The following is a 20,362-nucleotide window of genomic DNA, read 5'->3' on the forward strand; positions in this document are numbered from 1 at the left end:
CCATCGAGAGGAAACGATCCGGCGTACGACAATCATGCGGCGGGCTGGTTTTCGACGTCGGCGCATTCTCTCCGAACTCCCACGCGATGATCGAACTGTGGTTCGGATTCTCGTGGGCTGTGACGGACGGGACATGTCGCCGCTGGTGCGGCCCGTGTGTAATGGGTTCGTGCGATGCACCTGCGAGAGAGGGCACGGCAGCGTGGGGCAAGTACGGTTCGAGTTGCGGACCGCCCGTCACCAAAGAGAGCGACAGCGCCGTTTCGGCCAGGGCGCCATGCGCGGTTTCCCGCCAAGATCCATGCCGCTTCTGACGGCCCGCTGTCCCGCCCCTACGAGGCCCCGTCCGACAACAGGCCCTAGGGGGCGCCAACCTGCTCGAGAAGCTCTCCTGTCCGACGGACGAGCCCGGTACGACGGCGTACCGGGCTCCTGAGCGGACCGTCCCTTCCGCCCGGAGACGGGGGCCTGGCGGTAGGGCGGCGTGTCGGACGCCATGTCGCGTCCACCGCGCCGCCTCGGTAATGCCGTGATGCCGCGCGAGCAGCCAGAAGGCCGTGCGGCAAGGTCAACTGCGCCATCTCCTACGGACAGTGGCGAACATCGAAGGAGTAACCTCATGAACAGGTCGGACGCGGACGCCCGGGCGGTGGCGGTGATCGGCGTGGCCTGCCGGCTTCCCGGCGCATCGGGAGCCGACGAGCTCTGGGCCCTCCTGAGGGACGGCACGGACGCCACCAGTGAGACCCCTCCGGAACGTTATGACGTGGACGCCCTCCACTCCCCCATCCCCGGACCGGGCCGCATAGCCAGCCGCCGTGCGGGCTACGTGGACGGCCTCGCCCACTTCGACGCCGAGTTCTTCGGGATGTCCGCCACGGAGGCGGTCGAACTCGACCCGCAGCAGCGGCTGTTGCTGATGACCGCCTGGGAGGCACTGGAGGACGCGGGGCAGCGGCCCGACCTGCTGGCAGGCAGCCGGACCGGGGTGTTCGTGGGCAACGCCCGGGCGGACTACCTGGAGCTGGCCCTGCGACAGGGCCCGGACGGCGCCACCGCCTCGCAGTTGAACAACTTCCGCTCACTGCTGCCCGCCCGGATCTCCCACACCTTCGACTTCCGCGGGCCCAGTGTTGTCGTGGACACGGCTTGCTCCTCCTCCCTGGTCGCCGTACACCAGGCCGTGCAGAGCCTGCGCTCCCGGGAGACCCCGCTGGCCCTGGCCGCGGGTGTGAACCTCAAACTGCGCCCGGACGAGGGCCTGGTGATGACACAGGCCGGCGGCATGGCGGCCGACGGGCGCAGCAAGTTCGGTGACGCGAACGCCGACGGCCACGCGCCGAGCGACGCCGTGGCGGTCGTCGTCCTCAAGCGCCTTGCGGACGCCGTGGCCGACGGAGACCGCATCCGCGCCGTCATCCAGGGCAGCGCCGTCGGCAACGACGGCCGCACCAGCGACTCGGTGCTCAACCCCTCGCTCCAGGGCCAGATCGACGTGCTGCGCTGGGCGTACGAGGACGCCGGGATCGATCCCGCGGACGTCGACTACGTGGAGGCGCACGGCTCCGGCTCGCCCTCGTTCGACCCCCTGGAACTGACCGCGCTGGGCCGGGTCCTGGGCGAGGGGCGCCCGGCCGAGCGGCCACTGCTCGTCGGCTCGGTCAAGACGAACATCGGGCACGCGGAGGCCGCCGGGGGCCTGGCAGGGCTGATCAAGGCGGTGCTCTGCCTGGAGCACGGGCAGGTGCCCGCCAGCCTGCACCTGTCGACGCCGAACCCCGAGGTGGCCTGGGACGAGCTGCCCCTGGTGGTGCCGACCGGACTCGTCGACCTTCCCGAGACGGGCCGGCCCGCCGTCGCCGGTGTCTCCGGGCAGGGCTCCTCTGCACTCAACGCGCACGTGGTGATCCGCAGCCCCGCCCCCGCCGAAGCACCCGTCGCGCCCCGCACCGCGCAAGGCCCCGCGCCCGCAGGCGCCGCACGCCCCACGCCGTACGTCCTGGTGCTCTCCGCGCGCAGCTCCGCCGCCCTGGAGGCACTCGCCCGTTCGTACGCCGACCACCTCTCCCCCGGCGGCGCGGGGGCCGCGTACTCCGTGCGGGACATCTGCTACAGCGCGGCCACCCGCCGGCAGCACCACGAGCACCGGCTCGCGGTCGTCGGGGCGAGCCACGAGGAGCTGGTGGCCGCCCTGACCGGCTCCCCGGGGCTGGGCGGCAGACCGCTGTCGGCCGTCGCCGAGCGCTACCGGAGGGGCGAGGACGTGGACTGGGAGGCGGTGTTCGGCGACCCGGGCCGCTTCGTCCCGCTGCCCACGTACCCGTGGCAGACCAAGCGGTACTGGCCCGGCGAGGAGCACGACGACGACGGTGGCGACCTGGCGTCCTGGGTGCTGCGCGAGCACGCCCGCACCGGCTTCGACGACACGTCCACGCTCACCGACATCGGCATCGACTCCCTGGCCAAGCTGCGGATCATCGTCGAGCTGACCAAGCGGTCCAGCCAGGAGGTCGACCCCGAGGAGTTCGGCAGGCTGCGCACCGTGGGCGAGCTGCGCCGGTGGACGCGCGAGCTGGAGGCGGCCGCCCGATGAGCCACCCGGAGACCGCTTACGCCTGGTTCGCCCGCTCCGCCGACACCTACGGCGCGGACGCCGTCGCGCTGGAGGTGGACGAGGACCGGCTCACCTATGCGCACCTGCGCGACCTGGCGGAGCGACTGGCCGCCCGGCTGGTCCTCGCGGCGGGCGGCACCCCGCCGCGCCGCGTGGGCCTGCTGGCGAGCCGTTCGGTGACCGCGTACGCCGGGTATCTCGCGATCCTGCGGGCCGGCGCGACCGTCGTCCCCCTCAATCCCGAGCACCCCTCGGCCCGCACGGCCGAGATCGTGAAGGCCGCCGAGGTGGAGGTCGTGCTGGCCGACACCGCCGGGGCGGGCACCGACCAGGGGGTGCCCGTCCTCACCGTGGGGCCCGACGAGCTGGCGGCCCTGTCCGAGGGGCCCGCGCCCGAACTGCCGCCACCGGCAACCGGACCCGACGACGTCGCGTACATCATCTTCACGTCCGGATCGACCGGCACCCCCAAGGGCGTACCGATCCGGCACCGCAACCTCACGGCCTATCTCGCCCAGGTCGCGCCGCGGTACGACATCGCACCCGGCAGCCGGCTGTCGCAGTCCTTCGAGCTGACCTTCGACGGTTCCGTGCACGATCTGTTCGTCGCCTGGGCGGGCGGCGGCACCCTCGTGGTACCGCGCCGCAGCCAGCTGCTGTCCCCGGTGAAAACCGTCAACTCACTGCGCCTCACCCACTGGTTCTCGGTGCCGTCGCTGATCTCCTTCGCCTCCCGCCTCGGCACGCTCGCGCCGGGCAGCATGCCCACCCTGCGGTGGAGCGTCTTCGGCGGCGAACCGCTCACCCTGGACGCGGCCCGTCAGTGGCGGGCCGCCGCGCCCGGCAGCCGTCTGGAGGTGCTGTACGGGCCGACCGAACTCACCATCTCCTGCACGGCGTACCGGTTCCCGGACGACCCGGCGAAGTGGCCCGGCACCCCGAACGGCACCGCTCCGATCGGCACCGGCTACCCGGTGCTGGACCTGCTGCTGATCGACGAGGACGGCCGGCCCGCAGACAGCGGAGAGTTGTGTGTGCGCGGGCCGTTGCGGTTCCCCGGCTACCTCGACCCGGCGAACAACGCCGGACGCTTCCTGGACCCGGACGGACGGCCCGGCGGCGATGGGCCGCTCACCGACCGGCACTGGTACCGCACTGGGGACCGGGTCGCCATGCGCGACGGGCAGCTGGTCCACCTCGGACGCACCGACCACCAGGTGAAGATCCGCGGGCACCGGATCGAACTCGGGGAGATCGAGGCCATGGTGCGGCAGCAGCCGGGGGTACGGGACGCGGTCGTCCTCGCCGTGCCCGCGCCCGACGGCGAGCCGGAGCTCCATGCCGCGGTGAGCGGCGACGGCTGCACGTCCGACGGGCTGTTCGCCGCCCTGGCCGAGCGGCTGCCGCCGTACATGCTGCCCCGCCGGATCGCCGTCCTCGATCAACTGCCGCTGAACGCCAATGGCAAGATCGACCGGCGGGCCCTGCTCGACGACCTCGGACGCTCCCGCTGAACGACAACCGTCCGCGTCACGGCACCACAACACCCCATCCCCCGACGTCTTGTGAGGCAACCCACATGTACGACGCCATCGTGGTAGGCGCCCGCTGCGCCGGTGCGCCCACCGCCATGCTGCTCGCCCGCGCGGGGTACCGGGTGCTCCTGCTCGACAAGGCGCCCTCCGGCACCGACACCCTCTCCACCCATCTCATCCACCAGCCCGGGGTGGCGACGCTCGCCCGCTGGGGGCTGCTGGACGCGCTGCGCGCCTCGGGGTGCCCACCTTTGGACCGCGTGGTCTACGAGGTCGCCGACATCCGCCTCGAAGGCTGCGCCCGAGGCGTGGAAGGGCAGCGGGCGGGGTTCGCGCCACGGCGCAACGTCCTGGACGCCCTCCTGGTGGAGGCGGCGGCCGCGGCGGGCGTCGAGGTGCGCCACCACTGCCGGGTGACCGGACTGCTGCGCGACTCCAGCGGGCGGGTCGTCGGGGTGGAAGGAAGATCCGGGGAACGCCCCTTCACCGAACGCGCACACCTCGTGATCGGCGCGGACGGCATGCGTTCCACCGTCGCCCGGCTCGCTCAGGCGCCGTACACGGTGGAGGCTCCCCGGCTGACCTGTGCCTACTACACGTACTGGGCGGACGTCCCGGCCACCCTGGAGCTGTACGAGAGGCCGGGCAGCTGGGTGGCGGCCGTGGCCACCAACGACGCGGCGACGCTGGTCCTCGCCTACTTCCCGCAGTCCCGCTTCGAGGAGGTCCGCACCGACGCCCGGAGGGCCTACCTGGAACAGATCCGCACCACCGCGCCCGGCCTGTACGAGCGGCTCGCGGGCAAGGAGCCCCTGGAGCGGCTGCGCGGCACCGGTGACCAGCAGAACTTCTTCCGGCAGGCCGCCGGGCCGGGCTGGGTCCTGGTGGGCGACGCGGGACACCACAAGGACTCCATCACCGCGCGCGGGATCAGCGACGCCTTCCTCCAGGCCGATTCCCTTGCCCGCAGACTGGAGGGCCTGCTCGGCGGCGACCCGGCCGGACTCGACGCCGCTCTGCGGGATTTCGCCAAGGAACGGGACGAAGTACTCACCCCGGGCTACGAATCCACTCTCGGCGTGGCCCAACTCACACCGCACGAACAGCGGCTGTCCCTGCTGCGCGCCGTGCAGACGGATCCGGAACTGACCGCGATCTATTTCGACATGGTGGCCGGAATCGAGACGGCGGGCGCCCTCTACACCCCTAAACTTCTGGCTCTGCTGTGATATGTCCCCCCACGTCCACCCGAACGGCGACAGCAGCGAATTCCGTGAACGCACCTGGCAACTCGCGTATGAAAGCGGTTAGTTGCCCTAAGCGGAAGCTGACGCTGCGCCATGATCCTGATACGGTTCAGCCTGATCGCCGACTCCGATGACGGTGAGGTCAAGTCGCCGCGCCGGGCGCAATCCGGCACTCGCACCGTCCCAACCGAACCAGTGCTTCGCTGCCGTACGAGGAATCAGATGCCAGGCACCCGCGACCGGCGGACGCGTCATCGGTCCGCCCCGCGCAGATCTCTCCGATTCTCGTTCGTCCTGCCCTTCGTCGTGCCCGCCGTCTGCCTGACCGGACTGTGGGGGTACACGGCGGCCGGTCTCGTCGACGAGCACGTCCAGTTGCAGGCCGACGCGGACCACGACACGTCGGCCGCCCGGCCGGCCCAGGCCGTGCTCTCCGCCCTGCAGAACGAGCGCCGTCTGACCGCCGTCTGGCAGGCGAGCCGTACCGGCGCCGCGCGCAGTGACCTCGAGGCCGCCCGGAAGCGGACCGACGCGGCCCTCACCGCCTACCGCGGCTCCTCGGGCCTGGACACCTCGGCGCTGCGGCGCCGGGCGAAGTCGCTCGACGACGCGCTGGCCGCGCTGTCCGACCGCCGCCGGGCGATCGACGCCCGCACCCTGTCCGCCGCCGACGCCTTCCAGTACTTCACCGACAGCATCTCCCAGGGCGTGTCGCTGGTGACCGCCGCCGTCCGCAGCGAGAACGGGTCCCTGGCGCGGGGCGGCACCGCCACGGTCTCCCTGGTGCAGATCACCGAGATGCTCTCGCGCCAGGACGCCCTGCTGTCCGGTGTCCTGCCCTCCGGGCGCATACCGGCGACGACCCGCGCCCAGTTCGCGGAGTACCTCGCGCTCCAGCGGGAGTTCAGCGCGGCCCTGACCGCCCGTGACCTGCCCGCCGGGGCGGCCGCCGGCTACACGCAGATCACCGACGGCGCGCAGTGGACGACGCTGGGCACGCTCGGCGACTCCGTGGCGTCCGCCCAGGGCACGACGCTGCCTTCGAAGGCCTCGACATGGCCGGACACCGCGAGCGGTGTCCTGGGCGATCTGCAGTCGCTGGGCGCGGACTCCGTGCGGCGTCTCGCGGACGACGCCTCGGACCGGGCCGACGAGCTGCTGCTCGGTATGCTCCTGGGCACCGCCGCCACCCTGGCCGCACTGGCCGGCGGCGCGGTGATCGCGCTGCGCGCCCGCCGCGCGACGCTCGGCCGGGTGTCCGAACTCGAGGCGCGGGCCGAGGAACTGTCCCGAGCACTCCCCCAGTTGCTGGCCCGTATCGAGCGCGGCGAGCATGTGGACCCTGCCGTCCTCGGCCCGCAGGATCGCCAGACCGGCGACGAGCTGGAACGGCTGGCCGGGGCCATCGACCGGCTGGGCCGGGTCGCCGCGGACACCGCGATGCGTCAGTCGAGGGGCCGCGAGGGCACCGAGAAGGTCTTCGCACAGCTCATCCGGCGCACCCAGATCCTGATCCACCGTCTGATCTCGCTCCTCGACGACCTCGAGCGCAAGCACGAGGACTCCGACCTGCTGAAGGACATCTTCAAGGTCGACCACCTCGCGACCCGCGTGCGACGGCACGCGGAGAACCTGGTGATCCTCAGCGGTTCCCCGCCGAGCCGCCGCATGACCGCGCCGGTCGCCATCACCGACGTGATGCGCAGTGCGGTCGCGGAGACCGAGCAGTACACGCGCGTGAAGGTGAAGAACCTGCCCGCGGAGCGGCGTGTCGCCCTCGCGGGCCGGGCCGTCGCGGACGTCACGCACCTGCTCGCCGAGCTGATCGAGAACGGCACGAGCTTCTCGCCGCCGGACACCCAGGTGTTCGTGAGCGCCACCAAGGTGGCCAAGGGGCTGGCCATCCATGTCGAGGACCACGGACTCGGCATGCCGCCCGACAAGATGGCGTACGCCAACGAGCTGCTCGCCCATCCGCCCAAGCTGGACATGACGTCTCTGGGCGAGGACCCGCGTCTCGGCCACTTCGTGGTAGCGCGGCTCGCCGAGCGGCACAAGATCAAGGTGGAGCTGCGCGAGTCCGTCTACGGCGGCACGCTCGTCGTCGTCCTGCTGCCCTCGGAGCTGCTGGAGGACCTCCAGTCGCCGGTCCTCGACCAGCTCAGGTCGGCGGCCGCGGCGGCCGGCAACGTGCTTCAGAGCGACCCCCGGGCCGAGGACAGGGCGCTCGCGGGCGCGGCCGTGGGAGCCACCGGGGGCGTGACCGCGTCGGCGGTCGTGGGAGCGGACGTGCTCACGCACTCCCGCATCGCGGACCACAGCGGCTTTCCCGAGTACGGAGGTGCAGGTCTGTTGCCGCCCGTGTCGGAACACCCGGTACCCCCTTCCGAGCCGGACCGGTGGGCCACGCCCCAGCAGGCAGCCCCGGCCCCACGGGTGGCGACTTCCGAGGCCGGGCCCGGGTACGCGGGGCCGTCGGCCGAGTACCGGGGGCCGTCGGCCGAGTACACCGGGCCGTCCGCCGAGTACACCGGGCCGTCCGCCGAGTACCCGGGGCAGCCGGCCCAGTACTCCGGGCCGTCGACCGGGTACGGCCGACCGCAGGCCGGGCCACCGCCGGAGCAGCACCGGCCGCAGGCCGGACCCCCGCCGGGACAGCACCGGCCCCAAGCCGGGCCCCCGCCCGGACGTGAGCCCGGCGCGGGGCGCACCGCGCCCGCCGGGCAGCGGTCCGCGTTCGCCGGGCAGGCGTCCGCACCCGATGCGGCGCGCCCGCTGACGACGCCCCCGGTGCTGCCGCAGCGGACCCGGGGAGCCAGCCTCGCGCAGCAACTGCGCAGGGAGGCAGCACAAACCCAGGGCCGGCCCGAGGGCGAAGACGACAACGGCGTCGTCTCCCCGGAAGCGTCGGCGCGCGCGATGATCGCCATTCAGCAGGGGCTGAAGCGGGCCCGGATGTCCGATCCGGACGTGCCGGCCGGCACGGAGGGCCGGCCGCAGGATTCGGGGGACCCCGGTGCCAATCGACTGTGAGGGAACGTTGAGCAATGACTGAGCAGGTACATCCCGGGCCGCAGCTGGACTGGCTCCTCGACGGCCTGGTGGACCGGATCCCGGAGATCCGCTGTGCCATCGTGCTGTCCGGGGACGGCCTCCTCATCGGCAAGTCGAAGGACCTGCGCCGCGACGACGCCGAGCACCTGTCGGCGGTGGGCTCGGGCATGCACAGCCTGGCCCGGGGCGCCGCGCGCCACTTCCACGGCGGGGAGGTCCAGCAGACGGTCATCCAGATGGAGAGGGCGTTCCTGTTCGTCACGGCCGCGGGCAGGGGCGCCCGGCTGGCCGCGATCGCCTCCGAGGAAGTGGATGTGGGGATGATGGCCTTCGAGATGGGCACGCTCGTCAAGCAGGTCGGCCAGTACATGAGCGCCGCGCCTCGCGTCCAGACACCGTCCGGCGGTCTTATTCAGGATGCGTGAACCGCGGTGGCTCGACGGTGCGGAGGCCGGGCGTCATTTACGGCCGTACGCCATCACGGGCGGGCGCACCCGCCACAGTCAGCACACGTTCACACTGATCACGCTGGTCGTCTCGCGGTCCGAGGCTGAGTTCGAGTACGAGTACCTGGAGCCGGAGGCGGTCCAGATCCTCGAGCTGTGCCGGGACCGCGCGGTGGCGGTAGCCGAGATCGCCGCGCATCTGGACCTGCCGGTGAGCGTGGTGAAGATCCTCTGCGGGGATCTGCTGGGCGCCTCGCTCATCATCGTCCAGTCGCCGCCCGGGCAGGACGACCAGCCGAGTGTGGAAATCATCGAAAGGGTGATGGATGGTATCCGTCAGCTCTGAGCCGGTCATGCCCACCGCTCTGAAGATCCTCATCGCGGGCGGTTTCGGCGTGGGCAAGACCACCATGGTGGGCTCGGTGAGCGAGGTGCCCCCGCTGGAGACCGAGGAGCGCATGACCGAGGCGAGCCTCGGGGTCGACGACCTGACCGGGGTGGAGGGCAAGTTCTCCACGACCGTCGCCATGGACTTCGGCCGGATCACCATCGCGCCGGAGCTGGTGCTGTACCTGTTCGGCACGCCCGGGCAGGACCGGTTCTGGTTCATGTGGGACGACCTGGCGACGGGCGCGCTGGCGGCGGTGGTCCTCGCCGACACCCGCCGCCTGGACGCCTCGTTCGCCTCGATCGACTTCTTCGAGGCGCGGGAGATCCCGTTCGCGGTGGGGGTCAACTGCTTCGACGGGCGGCGGGACTGCACGGCCGAGCAGGTGCGGGCGGCGCTGGACCTGGACGCGTCGACACCGGTGCTCCTGTGCGACGTAAGGGACCGCAACTCCAGCAAGGCGGTTCTGCTGGCGGTCCTGGAGGCGGCCCGGGCCCGGGCGGCGGCCCGTCTGACCCCCATGGGCGGCTGACGGCCGAGGCCACCCTCTCTGGCCCGCTCAGCCCGCGAAAAAGGCGTCCACCCGCGCGGCGAAGTGCTCGGGGTCGTCCAGCCACGGGTAGTGCCCTGCGCCCGGCTGGACCGTGAACTCGGCGCGCGGGAAGAACTCGGTGACGCGGCGGGCGAGTTCGGGGCGGGGGCCGCCGTCGAGTTCGCCCGCGTACACGAGGACGGGCGCGGTCAGCCGGGCGAGCGCGGCCAGGGTGGCGGGCGGGTCGAAGGCCGCGTCGGAGAGGAAGACGTCGGCCGCCGCGTCGTTGGCCTGCCCCGCCCGGTCCGCCACGTGCACCTGCGCCGCAGCGTCCCACCGGCCGTAGAAGAAGGGTATGAAGACCGGGTCGAACCCGCCGTCTCCCTTCAGCCAGGCCTCGAACGCCGGGAAGGCTTCCTCGAACCAGGGCTCGCCCTCGTGCAGCCGCGCCGCCTCGAGCCGGTCCTCGGCCGTGGCGGGCATCCCGAGCGCCCACGGTGTGACGGTGATCAGGGCGAGCCGGGCGACGCGCTCGGGGAACCGGGCCGCGTAGAGCAGGGCGAGGCTCCCGCCCGCCGAGTGCGCGAGGATGTCCATGCGTTCCAGGCCGAGGTGCTCGCGCAGCGCCTCCACGTCGTCGACGAGCCGGTCGCAGCGGTACGTGCCCGGGTCCGCCGGCACTGCCGAGTGCCCGGTCCCGCGCAGATCGAGCAGCACCAGCCGCCGCCGGTGGTCGAGCCCGCCCAGGTCCCCGAGGTAGGCGGAGGCCCGCATCGGTCCACCGGGCAGCACGACGAGCGGCTCCCCCTCCCCCCGCAGGTGGTAGGCGAGGCGGGTCCCGTCGTACGCGTCAAAGGCCGGCATGTACCGGATCTTGGCGGCGGTGGGGCTTCGACCGCAAGAAAGTTTCAGCCGGGCTCTTGCCTCCGGCCGGACAGGCTGGATTACTGATCCTCGGCATCTACCGAATGATCGGTCGACCGGTTCGTGACGATTGCTTGTGATTGCTAGGGAGGCGTCCCCATGGCGCACGCTCAGGGCCTGCTGGACGCGGGGGAACGGCTCGACGCTCAGGCGCTGAGGGCCCTGCAGCTGGAGCGGCTGCGGGCCTCACTGCGACATGCCTACGAGCACGTGCCCTTCTACCGGGAGTCCTTCGACAAGGCGGGGGTGCGGCCGGAGGACTGCCGTACGCTCGCGGATCTCGCCCGGTTCCCGTTCACCGTGAAGGCGGACCTCCGAGAGCACTACCCGTACGGCATGTTCGCCGTCCCCAGGGAGCGGATCCGACGCATCCACGCCTCCAGCGGCACCACCGGACGGCCCACGGTCGTCGGGTACACCGACAACGACCTGTCGATGTGGGCCGACATGGTGGCCCGGTCCCTCCGCGCGGCGGGCGGCCGGCCCGGTGACACGGTGCACGTGGCGTACGGCTACGGGCTGTTCACCGGCGGCCTCGGCGCGCACTACGGCGCCGAACGCCTCGGCTGTACGGTCATCCCCGCCTCCGGCGGCATGACGGCCCGCCAGGTGCAGCTGATCCAGGACCTCCGGCCCGGGGTCATCATGGTCACGCCCTCGTACATGCTCACCCTGCTGGACGAGTTCGAGCGCCAGGGTGTCGATCCGCGCACCACCTCCCTGCGGGTCGGCGTCTTCGGAGCCGAGCCGTGGACCGAGGAGATGCGGCGCGAGATCGAGGAGCGGTTCGCGATCGACGCGGTGGACATCTACGGCCTGTCGGAGGTCGTCGGCCCGGGTGTGGCACAGGAGTGCGTCGAGACCAAGGACGGCCTGCACGTGTGGGAGGACCACTTCTACCCGGAGATCGTCGATCCGATCACCGGCGAGGTGTTGCCGGATGGTGAGGAGGGCGAGCTGGTCTTCACCTCCCTCACCAAGGAGGCCATGCCCGTGATCCGGTACCGGACGCGGGACCTGACCCGGCTGCTGCCCGGCACGGCGCGGGTCTTCCGGCGCATCGAGAAGATCACCGGGCGCAGCGACGACATGGTCATCCTGCGCGGGGTCAACCTCTTCCCCACGCAGATCGAGGAGATCGTGCTGCGCACCCCGGGCGTGGCGCCGCACTTCCAGCTCCGGCTGACCCGCGAGGGCCGGCTCGACGCGCTGACCGTGCGGGCCGAGGCCCGGCCCGGCGCCACCCCGGAGCAGCGCGAGGCGGCGGCGCTCGCCATCGCCGCGGCCGTGAAGGACGGGATCGGTGTCTCGGTGGGGGTCGAGATCGTCGAACCGGAGTCCCTGGAGCGGTCCGTGGGCAAGATCAGGCGGATCGTGGACCTGCGGCCCCGCTAGGGCCGGTCTGCGGGATCCGCCGGCGGTCTCAGGACCCGAAGCGGTCCCGCAGCTCCCGCTTCAGGATCTTCCCGCTCGCGTTGCGCGGCAGCTCGTCCACGAACAGCACCCGCTTGGGCGCCTTGAAGTGCGGCAGCTTCTCGCGCACGTGGTCGATCAGTTCGGCCTCGGTCACCTCACCGCGCGGTACGACGACCGCGGTGACCGCCTCGATCCACCGCTCGTCGGGCAGCCCGATCACCGCGGCCTCGGCGACCCGCTCGTGGGTGTACAGGGCGTCCTCGACCTGCCGCGAAGCGACCAGTACCCCACCGGAGTTGATGACGTCCTTCACCCGGTCGACGATGGTGAAGTACCCGTCGGCGTCCCGCACGGCGAGGTCCCCGGAGTGGAACCAGCCGTCGCGGAACGCCTCGGCGGTCTCCTCCGGCTTCTCCCAGTAGCCCTCGCACAGCTGCGGTGACCGGTAGACGATCTCTCCCCGCTCCCCGTCGGGCACGTCCTTGCCCAACTCGTCGACGAGCTTCGCCTCCACGAACAGCACCGGACGCCCGCACGAGTCCATGCGTCCCTTGTGCTCGTAGGGCCCGAGGACCATGGCGAGCGGGCCGATCTCGCTCTGCCCGAAGCAGTTGTAGAACGCGAGCTTCGGCAGCCGCTCCTTGAGGCGCTCCAGGACGGGCACCGGCATGATCGAGGCGCCGTAGTAGGCCTTGCGCAGGCCGCTGAGGTCGCGGGTGGTGAAGTCGGGGCGGTTCGCCAGTCCGATCCATACCGTCGGCGGCGCGAAGAGGCTGTCGGCGCGGCCCGCCTCGACCAGGTCGAAGAGCCGGTCACCGTCGGGCGCGTCCAGGATGACGTTCTGCGCGCCGACGGCGAGGTAGGGCAGCAGGAAGACGTGCATCTGCGCCGAGTGGTAGAGCGGCAGGGCGTGCACCGGACGGTCGCCCGCGCTCAGGTCGAGGGCGGTGATCGCGCTCAGATACTCGTGCACCAGGGCGCGGTGCGTCATCATCGCGCCCTTGGACAGCGCGGTCGTGCCGGACGTGTACAGCAGTTGCACCAGGTCCTCGGCGCGTGGTTCCTCGCCGTCGTACGGTTCGGTCGCGGCCAGCCGCGCGAGCAGCGAGTCGTCCGCGTCGCGCAGTGGCAGCCGCCGCACGCCCTGCGGGAGGTTCCCCGCGAGGTCCGGGTCCGCGAGGACGAGGGAACAGCCGGACTGGTCGACGATGTACGCCAGGTCGTCGCCGGTCAGGTTCTGGTTCACCGGTACGTGCACCAGTCCGGCGCGGGCGCAGGCCAGGAAGGCGATCAGATAGGCGTCGGAGTTGTGGCCCAGGGCGCCGACCCGGTCGCCCGGGGCGAGCCCGGCCTCCCGCAGCGCGCGGGCGGCGCGCGAGACGGCGTCGTCAAGTTCCGCGTAGGTCCACGACCGGTCGCCGTAGCGGATCGCCACCCTCGCCGGGGTGCGCCGGGCGCTGCGCCGCAGCGTGCCGTCGACCGTGACGCTTCGTCCCGCAGTCATGTCCCGCTCCTTCGTGTCCGGCCCTGGCGCGATCCTCGCCGGGCACGCGGGGCAGGTCAAGCAGCCGTCACACGGGGCGGGTACGGCCTTCCCAGTACGGTTCGCGCAGCCGTCGTTTGTACAGCTTGCCGTTGGGGTCGCGGGGCATCGTCGCGACGAAGTCGACGCTCTTGGGCCGCTTGTAGCCGGCGAGTTGCCGTGCGCAGTGGTCGAGGATGTCCGTGGCGAGTGCCGGGCCGGGCTCCTGGCCGGGGGCGGGTTCGACGACCGCTTTGACCTCCTCGCCCCAGTCGTCGTGCGGGATTCCGAAGGCGGCCGCGTCGGCGACGGCGGGGTGGGTGAGCAGCGCGGCCTCGATCTCGGCGGGGTAGATGTTGACCCCGCCGGAGATGATCAGGTCGATCTTGCGGTCGCGCAGGAAGAGATACCCGTCCTCGTCGAGGTGGCCGAGGTCGCCGACGGTGAAGAAGTCACCGATGCGGTTCTTGCGTGTCTTGGCCTCGTCCTTGTGGTACGAGAAGCCGCCGGTGCTCATCCTCATGTAGACGGTACCGAGTTCACCGGGCGGCAGCCGGTTCCCGTCGTCGTCGAAGATCGCGAGTTCGCTGATGGGCCATGCCTTGCCAACCGTGCCGGGCTTCTTCAGCCAGTTCTCGGCGGTCGCGAAGGCGCCGCCTCCCTCGCTCGCCGCGTAGTACTCCTCCACGCACATGCCCCACCACTCGATCATCGCCCGCTTCACATGGTCCGGGCAGGGAGCGGCGCCGTGGATGGCGTGCCGCATGGACGAGACGTCGTAGCGGGCCCTCACCTCGTCGGGCAGTGCCAGAAGCCGGTGGAACTGGGTCGGCACCATGTGCGTGTGCGTGCACCGGTGGGCGTCGATGAGGCGGAGCATCTCCTCGGGCGTCCACTTGTCCATCACGACCAGCCGGTGCCCGATGTGCAGGGAGGCGCCCGCGAACTGGAGCACGGCCGTGTGGTAGAGCGGCGAGCAGACCAGGTGGACGTTGTCGTCATAGGGCTTGATGCCGAAGATGCCGAGGAAACCGCCGAGGTAGGCCTCCTCGGGCGGCTTTCCGGGCAATGGGCGGCGGATGCCGCGGGGGCGGCCCGTGGTGCCCGAGGTGTAGTTCATGACCCAGCCGAGAGTGCGGTCGCCGGGCGCCGACCCGGGCTGTCCGTCGAGGAGTTCGGCGTACGGCCGGAAGCCCTCGGCCTCGCCGACGGAGTACCGGTGGGTGGCCGGCAGTCCGGCCTCGTCGGCTGCGGCGCGTGCCGCGTCCGCGAACCGCTCGTGCGCGACGATCACCTTGGCGCCGGAGTCGGAGACGATCCAGGCGATCTCCGGTCCGACGAGGTGGTGGTTGACGGGGACCAGGTAGAGCCCGGCCTGGGTGGCGGCCAGGTACGCGGTGAGGAACGCGACGCCGTTGGGCAGGACGACGGCGAAGGAGTCACCTGTCCGCAGCCCCGCGGCGCGCAGCCCGTGCACCAGCCGGTTGGCGTCGGCGAGCAGCCGCCCGGCGGTCCACTCCTCCCCGTCGGGCGCGACGAGGACGATGCGCCCGGGATCCGCCGCTGCCTGCGCCCAGAAACCGTTGGCCGACCGGCTCACTGCTGGCCCCTTCCGGCGATCCGGTTGATGCGGTCCACGGTCTTCTCGAAGCCCCGGGTGAGGTCGTCGACGACGGCCTGGACGCTGCGTTCGCTGGTCATACGGCCGACGATCTGGCCGACGGGCGTGCCGAGCAGCGGGTCCACCTCGTACTTCTGGATGCGGGTGATCGCCTCGGCCACCAGCAGGCCCTGCAGCGGCATGGGAAGAGCACCCGGGCCGTCCGGGTCGTCCCAGACGTCGGTCCACGCGGTACGCAACTGCCGGGCCGGTTTGCCGGTCAGCGCCCGGGAGCGGACGGTGTCGCCCGAGCCGGCGGCCAGCAGCTTGCGGACGAGGACGGGCGAGGGGAGTTCGGCCTCCGTGGTGGTCAGCCAGATCGAGCCGAGCCAGACGCCCTGCGCACCGAGCGCCAGGGCGGCGGCGACCTGCTGCCCGCTGCCGATGCCACCGGCGGCCAGCACGGGCAACGGGTCGACGGCGTCGACCACTTCGGGCGTGAGCACCATGGAGGCGATCTCGCCGGTGTGGCCACCGGCCTCGTACCCCTGCGCGACCACGATGTCGATACCCGCCTCCTGGTGCTTGCGGGCGTGCCGGGCGCTGCCGGCGAGCGCGGCGGCCACAACGCCCTGGGCGTGGGCGCGTTCGACGACGTCGGCGGGCGGGGAGCCGAGAGCATTGGCCAGCAGCCTGATCGGGTACTCGAACGCGACGTCGAGCTGACTGCGGGCGACCTGTTCCATCCAGCCGGTGATCCGCCACCCGGACGCGTCGCCCTCGGCGAGTTCGGGCACCCCGTACTCGGCCAGGGTGTCCCTGACGAATTTCCGGTGTCCTTCCGGGATCATCGCCTCGACATCGGCCTCCGTCACGCCCTCCACCTTCTTGGCGGGCATGACGACGTCCAGTCCGTAGGGGCGGCCGTCGACGTGGGCGTCGACCCAGTCGAGGTCGCGCTTGAGGTCGTCGGAGGCGGTGTAGCGGACCGCGCCGAGCACGCCGAAACCGCCGGCCCGGCTGATGGCCGCGGCGACGGCGGGAAACGGCGTGAACCCGAACAGGGCGTGCTCGATCCCGAGTTGCTTGCTCAGCTCCGTCTGCATGGGCGCAGGATGCCGCAGCGGTCGAGAGGACGGAAGAGTCTTTCTGATGATGCGTCAGATTTTCGGAGTCGGCTGTTCTCCGACGATCGGTCAGATCACCGACCGATCGGTCGGAGCACCGCGGCCCGGCGGGATCCCGTCACGCCCGGGCACCCCCCGGCAGCGGCTCCCCCAGGTCTTCCAGCACCGCCATCGCCGCGTTGTGCCCGGGCACGCCGCTGACCCCGCCGCCGCGCACCGCGCCCGCGCCGCACAGCAGGACGTTCGCGTGCCGGGTCTCCACGCCCCAGCGGCCCGTGCCTTCCTGGGCGTACGGCCAGGCCAGTTCGCGGTGGAAGATGTTGCCGCCCGGCAGCCGCAGGTCGCGCTCCAGGTCGAGCGGGGACCTGGCCTCGATGCAGGGACGCCCGTCCGCGTCGGTGGCCAGGCAGTTCTCGACCGGCTCGGCGAGATGGGCGTCCAGCTGCGCCAGCGTCGACTTCAGCAGCTCCTCGCGTACGGCGTCGTTGTCCTCCTCGAAGAGCCGGGCGGGAGTGTGGAGGCCGAAGAGGGTGAGGGTCTGATAGCCGCGCTCGACGAGGTCGGGGCCGAGGATGGTGGGGTCGGTGAGCGAGTGGCAGTAGATCTCGGACGGTGGCGCGGCGGGCAGTGAACCGGCGGCGGCCTGGGCGTGGGCGGTGGCCAGTTGCTCGTATCCCTCGGCGATGTGGAAGGTGCCGGAGAACGCCTCGCGCGGGTCCACGCCGGTGTCGCGCAGCGCGGGCAGCCGGGTGAGCAGCATGTTCACCTTCAGCTGGGCGCCCTCGGCCGGGGCCGGCGGGGTGTCGCCGGTGAGCCGGGCCAGCTCCTGCGGGGAGGCGTTCACCAGGACGTGCCGGGCGAAGACGGTGCCTTCCCCGTCCGCGCTCCGGAACGTGACCTCGGCGGCGCGCCCGTCCGTGTCGATGCGTACCGCCTCGCGCCCGGTGGCGAGGACCGCCCCGGCGGCGCGCGCGGCCGTGGCGAGCGCGTCGGTGAGGGCGCCCATGCCGCCGACGGGGACGTCCCAGGCGCCGGTGCCGCCGCCGATGACGTGGTAGAGGAAGCAGCGGTTCTGCTTCAGGGAGCTGTCGTGGGCGTCGGCGAAGGTGCCGATGAGCGCGTCGGTGAGGACGACTCCGCGGACCAGGTCGTCGGTGAAGCGGGCCTCGATCGCGGCGCCGATCGGCTCCTCGAACAGGGCCCGCCACGCCTCCTCGTCGTCGATGCGGCGGCGCAGGTCGTCACGGGTGGGCAGCGGCTCGGTGAGCGTCGGGAACACTCGCTGGGCCACCCGCCCGGTCATGCCGTAGAACCGCTGCCAGGCCTCGAACTCACGGTCGGAGCCGGTGAGCCGGGCGAACGCCTCCCGGGTGCGCCGCTCGCCACCGCCGACGAGCAGCCCGGTGGGGCGCCCGTGGCGCTCGACGGGGGTGTACGACGAAACGGTGCGCCCCCGCACGCGGAAGTCCAGCTCCAGGTCCCGCACGATCTTCCGGGGCAGCAGGCTGACCAGGTAGGAGTAGCGCGACAGCCGTGCGTCGACCCCGGCGAACGGGCGCGTGGACACGGCGGCGCCGCCGGTGTGGTCCAGCCGCTCCAGCACGAGCACGGATCGCCCGGCCCGGGCCAGATAGGCGGCGGCCACGAGGCCGTTGTGACCGCCGCCGACGATCACGGCGTCGTATCGCTCGTGCCTCTGGTTTCCCTCGTGTCCTTCGCGTGCAGGCATGCTTCTTCGTAGCACGCGAAGATCCGGATCGGCCAGAGACGGGCCGGACGGCGCCGGATCAGCCGAATCAGCGGAATCAGCGGAATCAGCTGGATCAGCCGACGTGCAGGCCGACCTTGTCCGGTGCGGGCCGTGCGCCGGGGCCGAGCCGGGCCACGGCGCGCAGCACGTGCTTCGGGGGCAGTTGCCAGCGCACGCGTGCCGGGATCCGGCGCAGCAGGGCGCCGGTCAGGCGCAGCCGCCGGGTGACCGCCGCGGGGCTCGGGGCCGTGCGGCCGTAGAGTTCGTGGGCGTACGGGGGCAGGGCGGCGTACGCCAGGTTCGCCACGCGCCGCCACAGCAGGGCGCGCATCGGGACCAGCAGCGGGTGGATCGGCGGGCGCCGCAGGAAGTCGTCCACCTCGCGGGCCTCGGGCCCGGCGGCGAGTTCGGGACGCACCTTCTCGAAGTACGCGGCCAACTCGGCCTGGTCCGCGGGGACCTGCTCGGGGTCGAGTCCGACGAGGGCGGCGGCGACCCGGTTCTCACGGACGTACCGGTCGGCCTGTGCCTCGGTGAGCCGGAACCCCGAGCGGCGCAGGACGTGGAGGTAGGAGTCGATCTCGGCGCAGTGCACCCACAGCAGCAACTCCGGCTCGTCGACGGCGTACCGCTCGCTCGTGTCGGGGTCCGTGGCGCCGAGCATGGCGTGGATCTTCCGTACCCGCGCCGCCAGCCGCTCGGCGGCCTCGGTGGTGCCGTACGTCGTCGTCCCGACGAAGTTGGCGGTACGCATCAGCCGGCCCCAGGCGTCGCGGCGGAAGTCCGAGTTCTGCAGGACGCCGCGCACGGTGGGCGGGTGCAGGGCCTGGAGGTAGAGCGCGCGGATGCCGGCGACCCACATCATGGGGTCGGCGTGCATCTGCCAGGTCACCGAGGAGGGCCCGTAGAACCCCGGATCCGCGTCCACCTGGCCAGTGTGACCTCGCCTGCCGGCTCCATCAAGAGCGACCGGCACGGGCAGCCGGACCTGCCGTGCTGACATGTCAGCACGGCCTGGGCCTCAGTTCACCGCTTTCTTCACGAGCGCGCCGATCCTCGCCTCGTCGGCGGCGGTCAGCTCCTTCAGGGCGTAGGAAGCCGGCCACATGGTGCCGTCGTCGAGGTTGGCCTTGTCGCTGAAGCCGAACGTCGCATAGCGGGACTTGAACTTCTCCGCGCTCTGGAAGAAGCAGACGACCTTGCCGTCGAGGGCGTACGCGGGCATCCCGTACCAGAGCTTCGGGGCCAGCTCCGGCGCGCTCTCCTTGACGACGGCGTGGATCCGTTCGGCCATGACCCGGTCCGACTCCTGCATCTCGGCGATCTTCGCGAGCACGGCGGCCTCGTCCTCCGCCGCCTTGGCGGCCTTGGACCCGCGGCGCGCGGAGGCCTTCAGCTCCTTGGCGCGCTCCTTCATCGCGGCCCGCTCCTCGTCCGTGAATCCCTCGGACGTCCTGTCGGTCGCGGTGGTGCTCTTGCCGGGCTTCTGTGCGTCCTTCACAGCGGGTTCCCTCCGGGTGTGCGGATCATGGATGTATGCAGTATCGGTGCTGAGTTCGCTCGCCGGCTCGTCCTGGCGGGTGGCGGCGGGCGTCATCCCCACGCGCCGGCGATCTGACGGGTGGTGGCGTTGAGCCGGTTGAACAGGTTGGTGACGCCGATCATCAGGACGATCGCCGCCAGCTGCTTCTCGTCGAAGTAGGTGGCGGCCGTGTCCCACACCTCGTCGCTCACCGCGTCGGGACGGTCGGCCAGCCGCGTCGCGGCCTCGGCCAGCGCGAGCGCCGCCCGCTCCTCCTCGGTGAAGTACGGGGTCTCCCGCCAGGCGGCGACCGCGTCCAGCCGCTCGTCGCTCACTCCGGCCTTGCGGGCCGTCTTGGCGCCGCCGACGACGCAGGCGCTGCAGCCGTTGATCTGGCTGACCCGCAGATGCACCAGCTCCAGTGTCTGCCCGTCCACGCCACCGGACTGCGCGGCCTTGAGAATCTCCTGGATGGGCTGCATCGCACCGGACAGGACGACGGCGGGGTTCTGCATACGGGACTGCATCTCGGTGTTCTCCTCTTCCGGGTCGGTGCCCCGCTGTCGTCGGGGCGTGACTCCATCACAGCCGGGCCGGCTTGCTCCGGCCACGGCGATGGGACACCGTGGGACAGCTGAAACGACCTTGACCAGCGGCGACTTGGCTCGGGAGACTTCTGCCGGAG

16 protein-coding genes are annotated in these 20,362 nt (G+C 71.9%); 8 read left to right on the forward strand and 8 right to left on the reverse strand.

Going from position 1 to position 20,362, the window contains the following annotated elements:
• Window positions 1–619: 619 nt before the first annotated feature.
• The 7 genes from ACIRC0_RS00685 to ACIRC0_RS00715 all read left to right on the forward strand — a co-directional run bounded on the left by ACIRC0_RS00685 (window position 620) and on the right by ACIRC0_RS00715 (window position 9,816).
• Complete coding sequence (locus ACIRC0_RS00685) at window positions 620–2,593, forward strand: beta-ketoacyl synthase N-terminal-like domain-containing protein (protein WP_403609411.1); 1,974 nt, start codon at window positions 620–622, stop codon at window positions 2,591–2,593.
• Entirely contained in the window at window positions 2,590–4,128 is a 1,539-nt protein-coding gene (locus ACIRC0_RS00690; RefSeq protein WP_403609414.1) for an amino acid adenylation domain-containing protein, read from the forward strand. The genes ACIRC0_RS00685 and ACIRC0_RS00690 overlap by 4 nt, the downstream gene beginning before the upstream one ends.
• 65 nt (window positions 4,129–4,193) lie before the next feature.
• A complete protein-coding gene (locus ACIRC0_RS00695) occupies window positions 4,194–5,378 on the forward strand; it encodes an FAD-dependent oxidoreductase (RefSeq protein WP_403609417.1) in 1,185 nt (394 codons plus the stop codon).
• A gap of 240 nt (window positions 5,379–5,618) precedes the next feature.
• A complete protein-coding gene (locus ACIRC0_RS00700) occupies window positions 5,619–8,429 on the forward strand; it encodes a nitrate- and nitrite sensing domain-containing protein (protein ID WP_403609419.1) in 2,811 nt (936 codons plus the stop codon).
• Window positions 8,430–8,443: 14 nt separating this feature from the next.
• Window positions 8,444–8,875 carry a roadblock/LC7 domain-containing protein gene (locus tag ACIRC0_RS00705; RefSeq protein WP_103844764.1) on the forward strand — a complete coding sequence of 144 codons (432 nt, stop codon included), beginning with the start codon at window positions 8,444–8,446 and terminating at the stop codon, window positions 8,873–8,875.
• The gene (locus ACIRC0_RS00710) at window positions 8,868–9,242 is read left to right on the forward strand and encodes a DUF742 domain-containing protein (protein WP_263233872.1); all 375 of its coding nucleotides are present in this window, start codon (window positions 8,868–8,870) and stop codon (window positions 9,240–9,242) included. The genes ACIRC0_RS00705 and ACIRC0_RS00710 overlap by 8 nt, the downstream gene beginning before the upstream one ends.
• On the forward strand, window positions 9,223–9,816 hold the full coding sequence (locus ACIRC0_RS00715) for a GTP-binding protein (protein WP_403609423.1): 594 nt from the start codon (window positions 9,223–9,225) through the stop codon (window positions 9,814–9,816). Before ACIRC0_RS00710 ends, ACIRC0_RS00715 begins: the two co-directional genes overlap by 20 nt.
• Before the next feature lie 27 nt (window positions 9,817–9,843).
• Here ACIRC0_RS00715 and ACIRC0_RS00720 read toward each other — a convergent pair whose 3' ends face one another.
• Window positions 9,844–10,680, reverse strand: coding sequence for an alpha/beta fold hydrolase (locus ACIRC0_RS00720; RefSeq protein ID WP_403609426.1), 837 nt, complete (start codon window positions 10,678–10,680; stop codon window positions 9,844–9,846).
• A 159-nt stretch (window positions 10,681–10,839) separates the two neighbouring features.
• Here ACIRC0_RS00720 and paaK point away from each other — a divergent pair, with 159 nt between their 5' ends.
• The gene (paaK, locus tag ACIRC0_RS00725; protein ID WP_403609429.1) at window positions 10,840–12,135 is read left to right on the forward strand and encodes a phenylacetate--CoA ligase PaaK; all 1,296 of its coding nucleotides are present in this window, start codon (window positions 10,840–10,842) and stop codon (window positions 12,133–12,135) included.
• Between the two features lie 28 nt (window positions 12,136–12,163).
• Here the strand turns inward: paaK and ACIRC0_RS00730 are convergent, their stop codons facing one another.
• The 7 genes from ACIRC0_RS00730 to ACIRC0_RS00760 all read right to left on the reverse strand — a co-directional run bounded on the left by ACIRC0_RS00730 (window position 12,164) and on the right by ACIRC0_RS00760 (window position 20,204).
• Entirely contained in the window at window positions 12,164–13,660 is a 1,497-nt protein-coding gene (locus tag ACIRC0_RS00730) for an acyl-CoA synthetase (RefSeq protein WP_403609431.1), read from the reverse strand.
• 67 nt (window positions 13,661–13,727) lie between these two features.
• Window positions 13,728–15,278: an acyl-CoA synthetase gene (locus ACIRC0_RS00735; protein WP_403609434.1), complete on the reverse strand. Its 1,551-nt coding sequence runs from the start codon at window positions 15,276–15,278 to the stop codon at window positions 13,728–13,730.
• Window positions 15,275–16,384 carry a nitronate monooxygenase gene (locus tag ACIRC0_RS00740; RefSeq protein WP_403609437.1) on the reverse strand — a complete coding sequence of 370 codons (1,110 nt, stop codon included), beginning with the start codon at window positions 16,382–16,384 and terminating at the stop codon, window positions 15,275–15,277. The genes ACIRC0_RS00735 and ACIRC0_RS00740 overlap by 4 nt, the downstream gene beginning before the upstream one ends.
• A 139-nt stretch (window positions 16,385–16,523) precedes the next feature.
• A complete protein-coding gene (locus ACIRC0_RS00745) occupies window positions 16,524–18,134 on the reverse strand; it encodes a phytoene desaturase family protein (protein WP_403609440.1) in 1,611 nt (536 codons plus the stop codon).
• Window positions 18,135–18,228: 94 nt separating this feature from the next.
• Complete coding sequence (locus ACIRC0_RS00750; protein WP_403612608.1) at window positions 18,229–19,035, reverse strand: oxygenase MpaB family protein; 807 nt, start codon at window positions 19,033–19,035, stop codon at window positions 18,229–18,231.
• 141 nt (window positions 19,036–19,176) lie between these two features.
• Window positions 19,177–19,572, reverse strand: coding sequence for an iron chaperone (locus ACIRC0_RS00755; RefSeq protein WP_236041565.1), 396 nt, complete (start codon window positions 19,570–19,572; stop codon window positions 19,177–19,179).
• A gap of 176 nt (window positions 19,573–19,748) precedes the next feature.
• Window positions 19,749–20,204 carry a carboxymuconolactone decarboxylase family protein gene (locus ACIRC0_RS00760; protein ID WP_403609443.1) on the reverse strand — a complete coding sequence of 152 codons (456 nt, stop codon included), beginning with the start codon at window positions 20,202–20,204 and terminating at the stop codon, window positions 19,749–19,751.
• Between the last annotated feature and the right edge of the window lie 158 nt (window positions 20,205–20,362).

It is taken from the genome of Streptomyces sp. NPDC093984, assembly GCF_044764595.1.
GTDB lineage: Bacteria > Actinomycetota > Actinomycetes > Streptomycetales > Streptomycetaceae > Streptomyces > Streptomyces cynarae.

Bases quoted from the DNA above. Each gene is read 5' to 3' on its own strand.
- ACIRC0_RS00685 (WP_403609411.1), top strand. From the start codon at position 620: ATGAACAGGTCGGACGCGGACGCCCGGGCGGTGGCGGTGATCGGCGTG.
- ACIRC0_RS00690 (WP_403609414.1), top strand. From the start codon at position 2,590: ATGAGCCACCCGGAGACCGCTTACGCCTGGTTCGCCCGCTCCGCCGAC.
- ACIRC0_RS00695 (WP_403609417.1), top strand. From the start codon at position 4,194: ATGTACGACGCCATCGTGGTAGGCGCCCGCTGCGCCGGTGCGCCCACC.
- ACIRC0_RS00700 (WP_403609419.1), top strand. From the start codon at position 5,619: ATGCCAGGCACCCGCGACCGGCGGACGCGTCATCGGTCCGCCCCGCGC.
- ACIRC0_RS00705 (WP_103844764.1), top strand. From the start codon at position 8,444: ATGACTGAGCAGGTACATCCCGGGCCGCAGCTGGACTGGCTCCTCGAC.
- ACIRC0_RS00710 (WP_263233872.1), top strand. From the start codon at position 8,868: ATGCGTGAACCGCGGTGGCTCGACGGTGCGGAGGCCGGGCGTCATTTA.
- ACIRC0_RS00715 (WP_403609423.1), top strand. From the start codon at position 9,223: ATGGTATCCGTCAGCTCTGAGCCGGTCATGCCCACCGCTCTGAAGATC.
- ACIRC0_RS00720 (WP_403609426.1), bottom strand. From the start codon at position 10,680: ATGCCGGCCTTTGACGCGTACGACGGGACCCGCCTCGCCTACCACCTG.
- paaK (WP_403609429.1), top strand. From the start codon at position 10,840: ATGGCGCACGCTCAGGGCCTGCTGGACGCGGGGGAACGGCTCGACGCT.
- ACIRC0_RS00730 (WP_403609431.1), bottom strand. From the start codon at position 13,660: ATGACTGCGGGACGAAGCGTCACGGTCGACGGCACGCTGCGGCGCAGC.
- ACIRC0_RS00740 (WP_403609437.1), bottom strand. From the start codon at position 16,384: ATGCAGACGGAGCTGAGCAAGCAACTCGGGATCGAGCACGCCCTGTTC.
- ACIRC0_RS00745 (WP_403609440.1), bottom strand. From the start codon at position 18,134: ATGCCTGCACGCGAAGGACACGAGGGAAACCAGAGGCACGAGCGATAC.
- ACIRC0_RS00750 (WP_403612608.1), bottom strand. From the start codon at position 19,035: ATGCACGCCGACCCCATGATGTGGGTCGCCGGCATCCGCGCGCTCTAC.
- ACIRC0_RS00755 (WP_236041565.1), bottom strand. From the start codon at position 19,572: ATGAAGGAGCGCGCCAAGGAGCTGAAGGCCTCCGCGCGCCGCGGGTCC.
- ACIRC0_RS00760 (WP_403609443.1), bottom strand. From the start codon at position 20,204: ATGCAGTCCCGTATGCAGAACCCCGCCGTCGTCCTGTCCGGTGCGATG.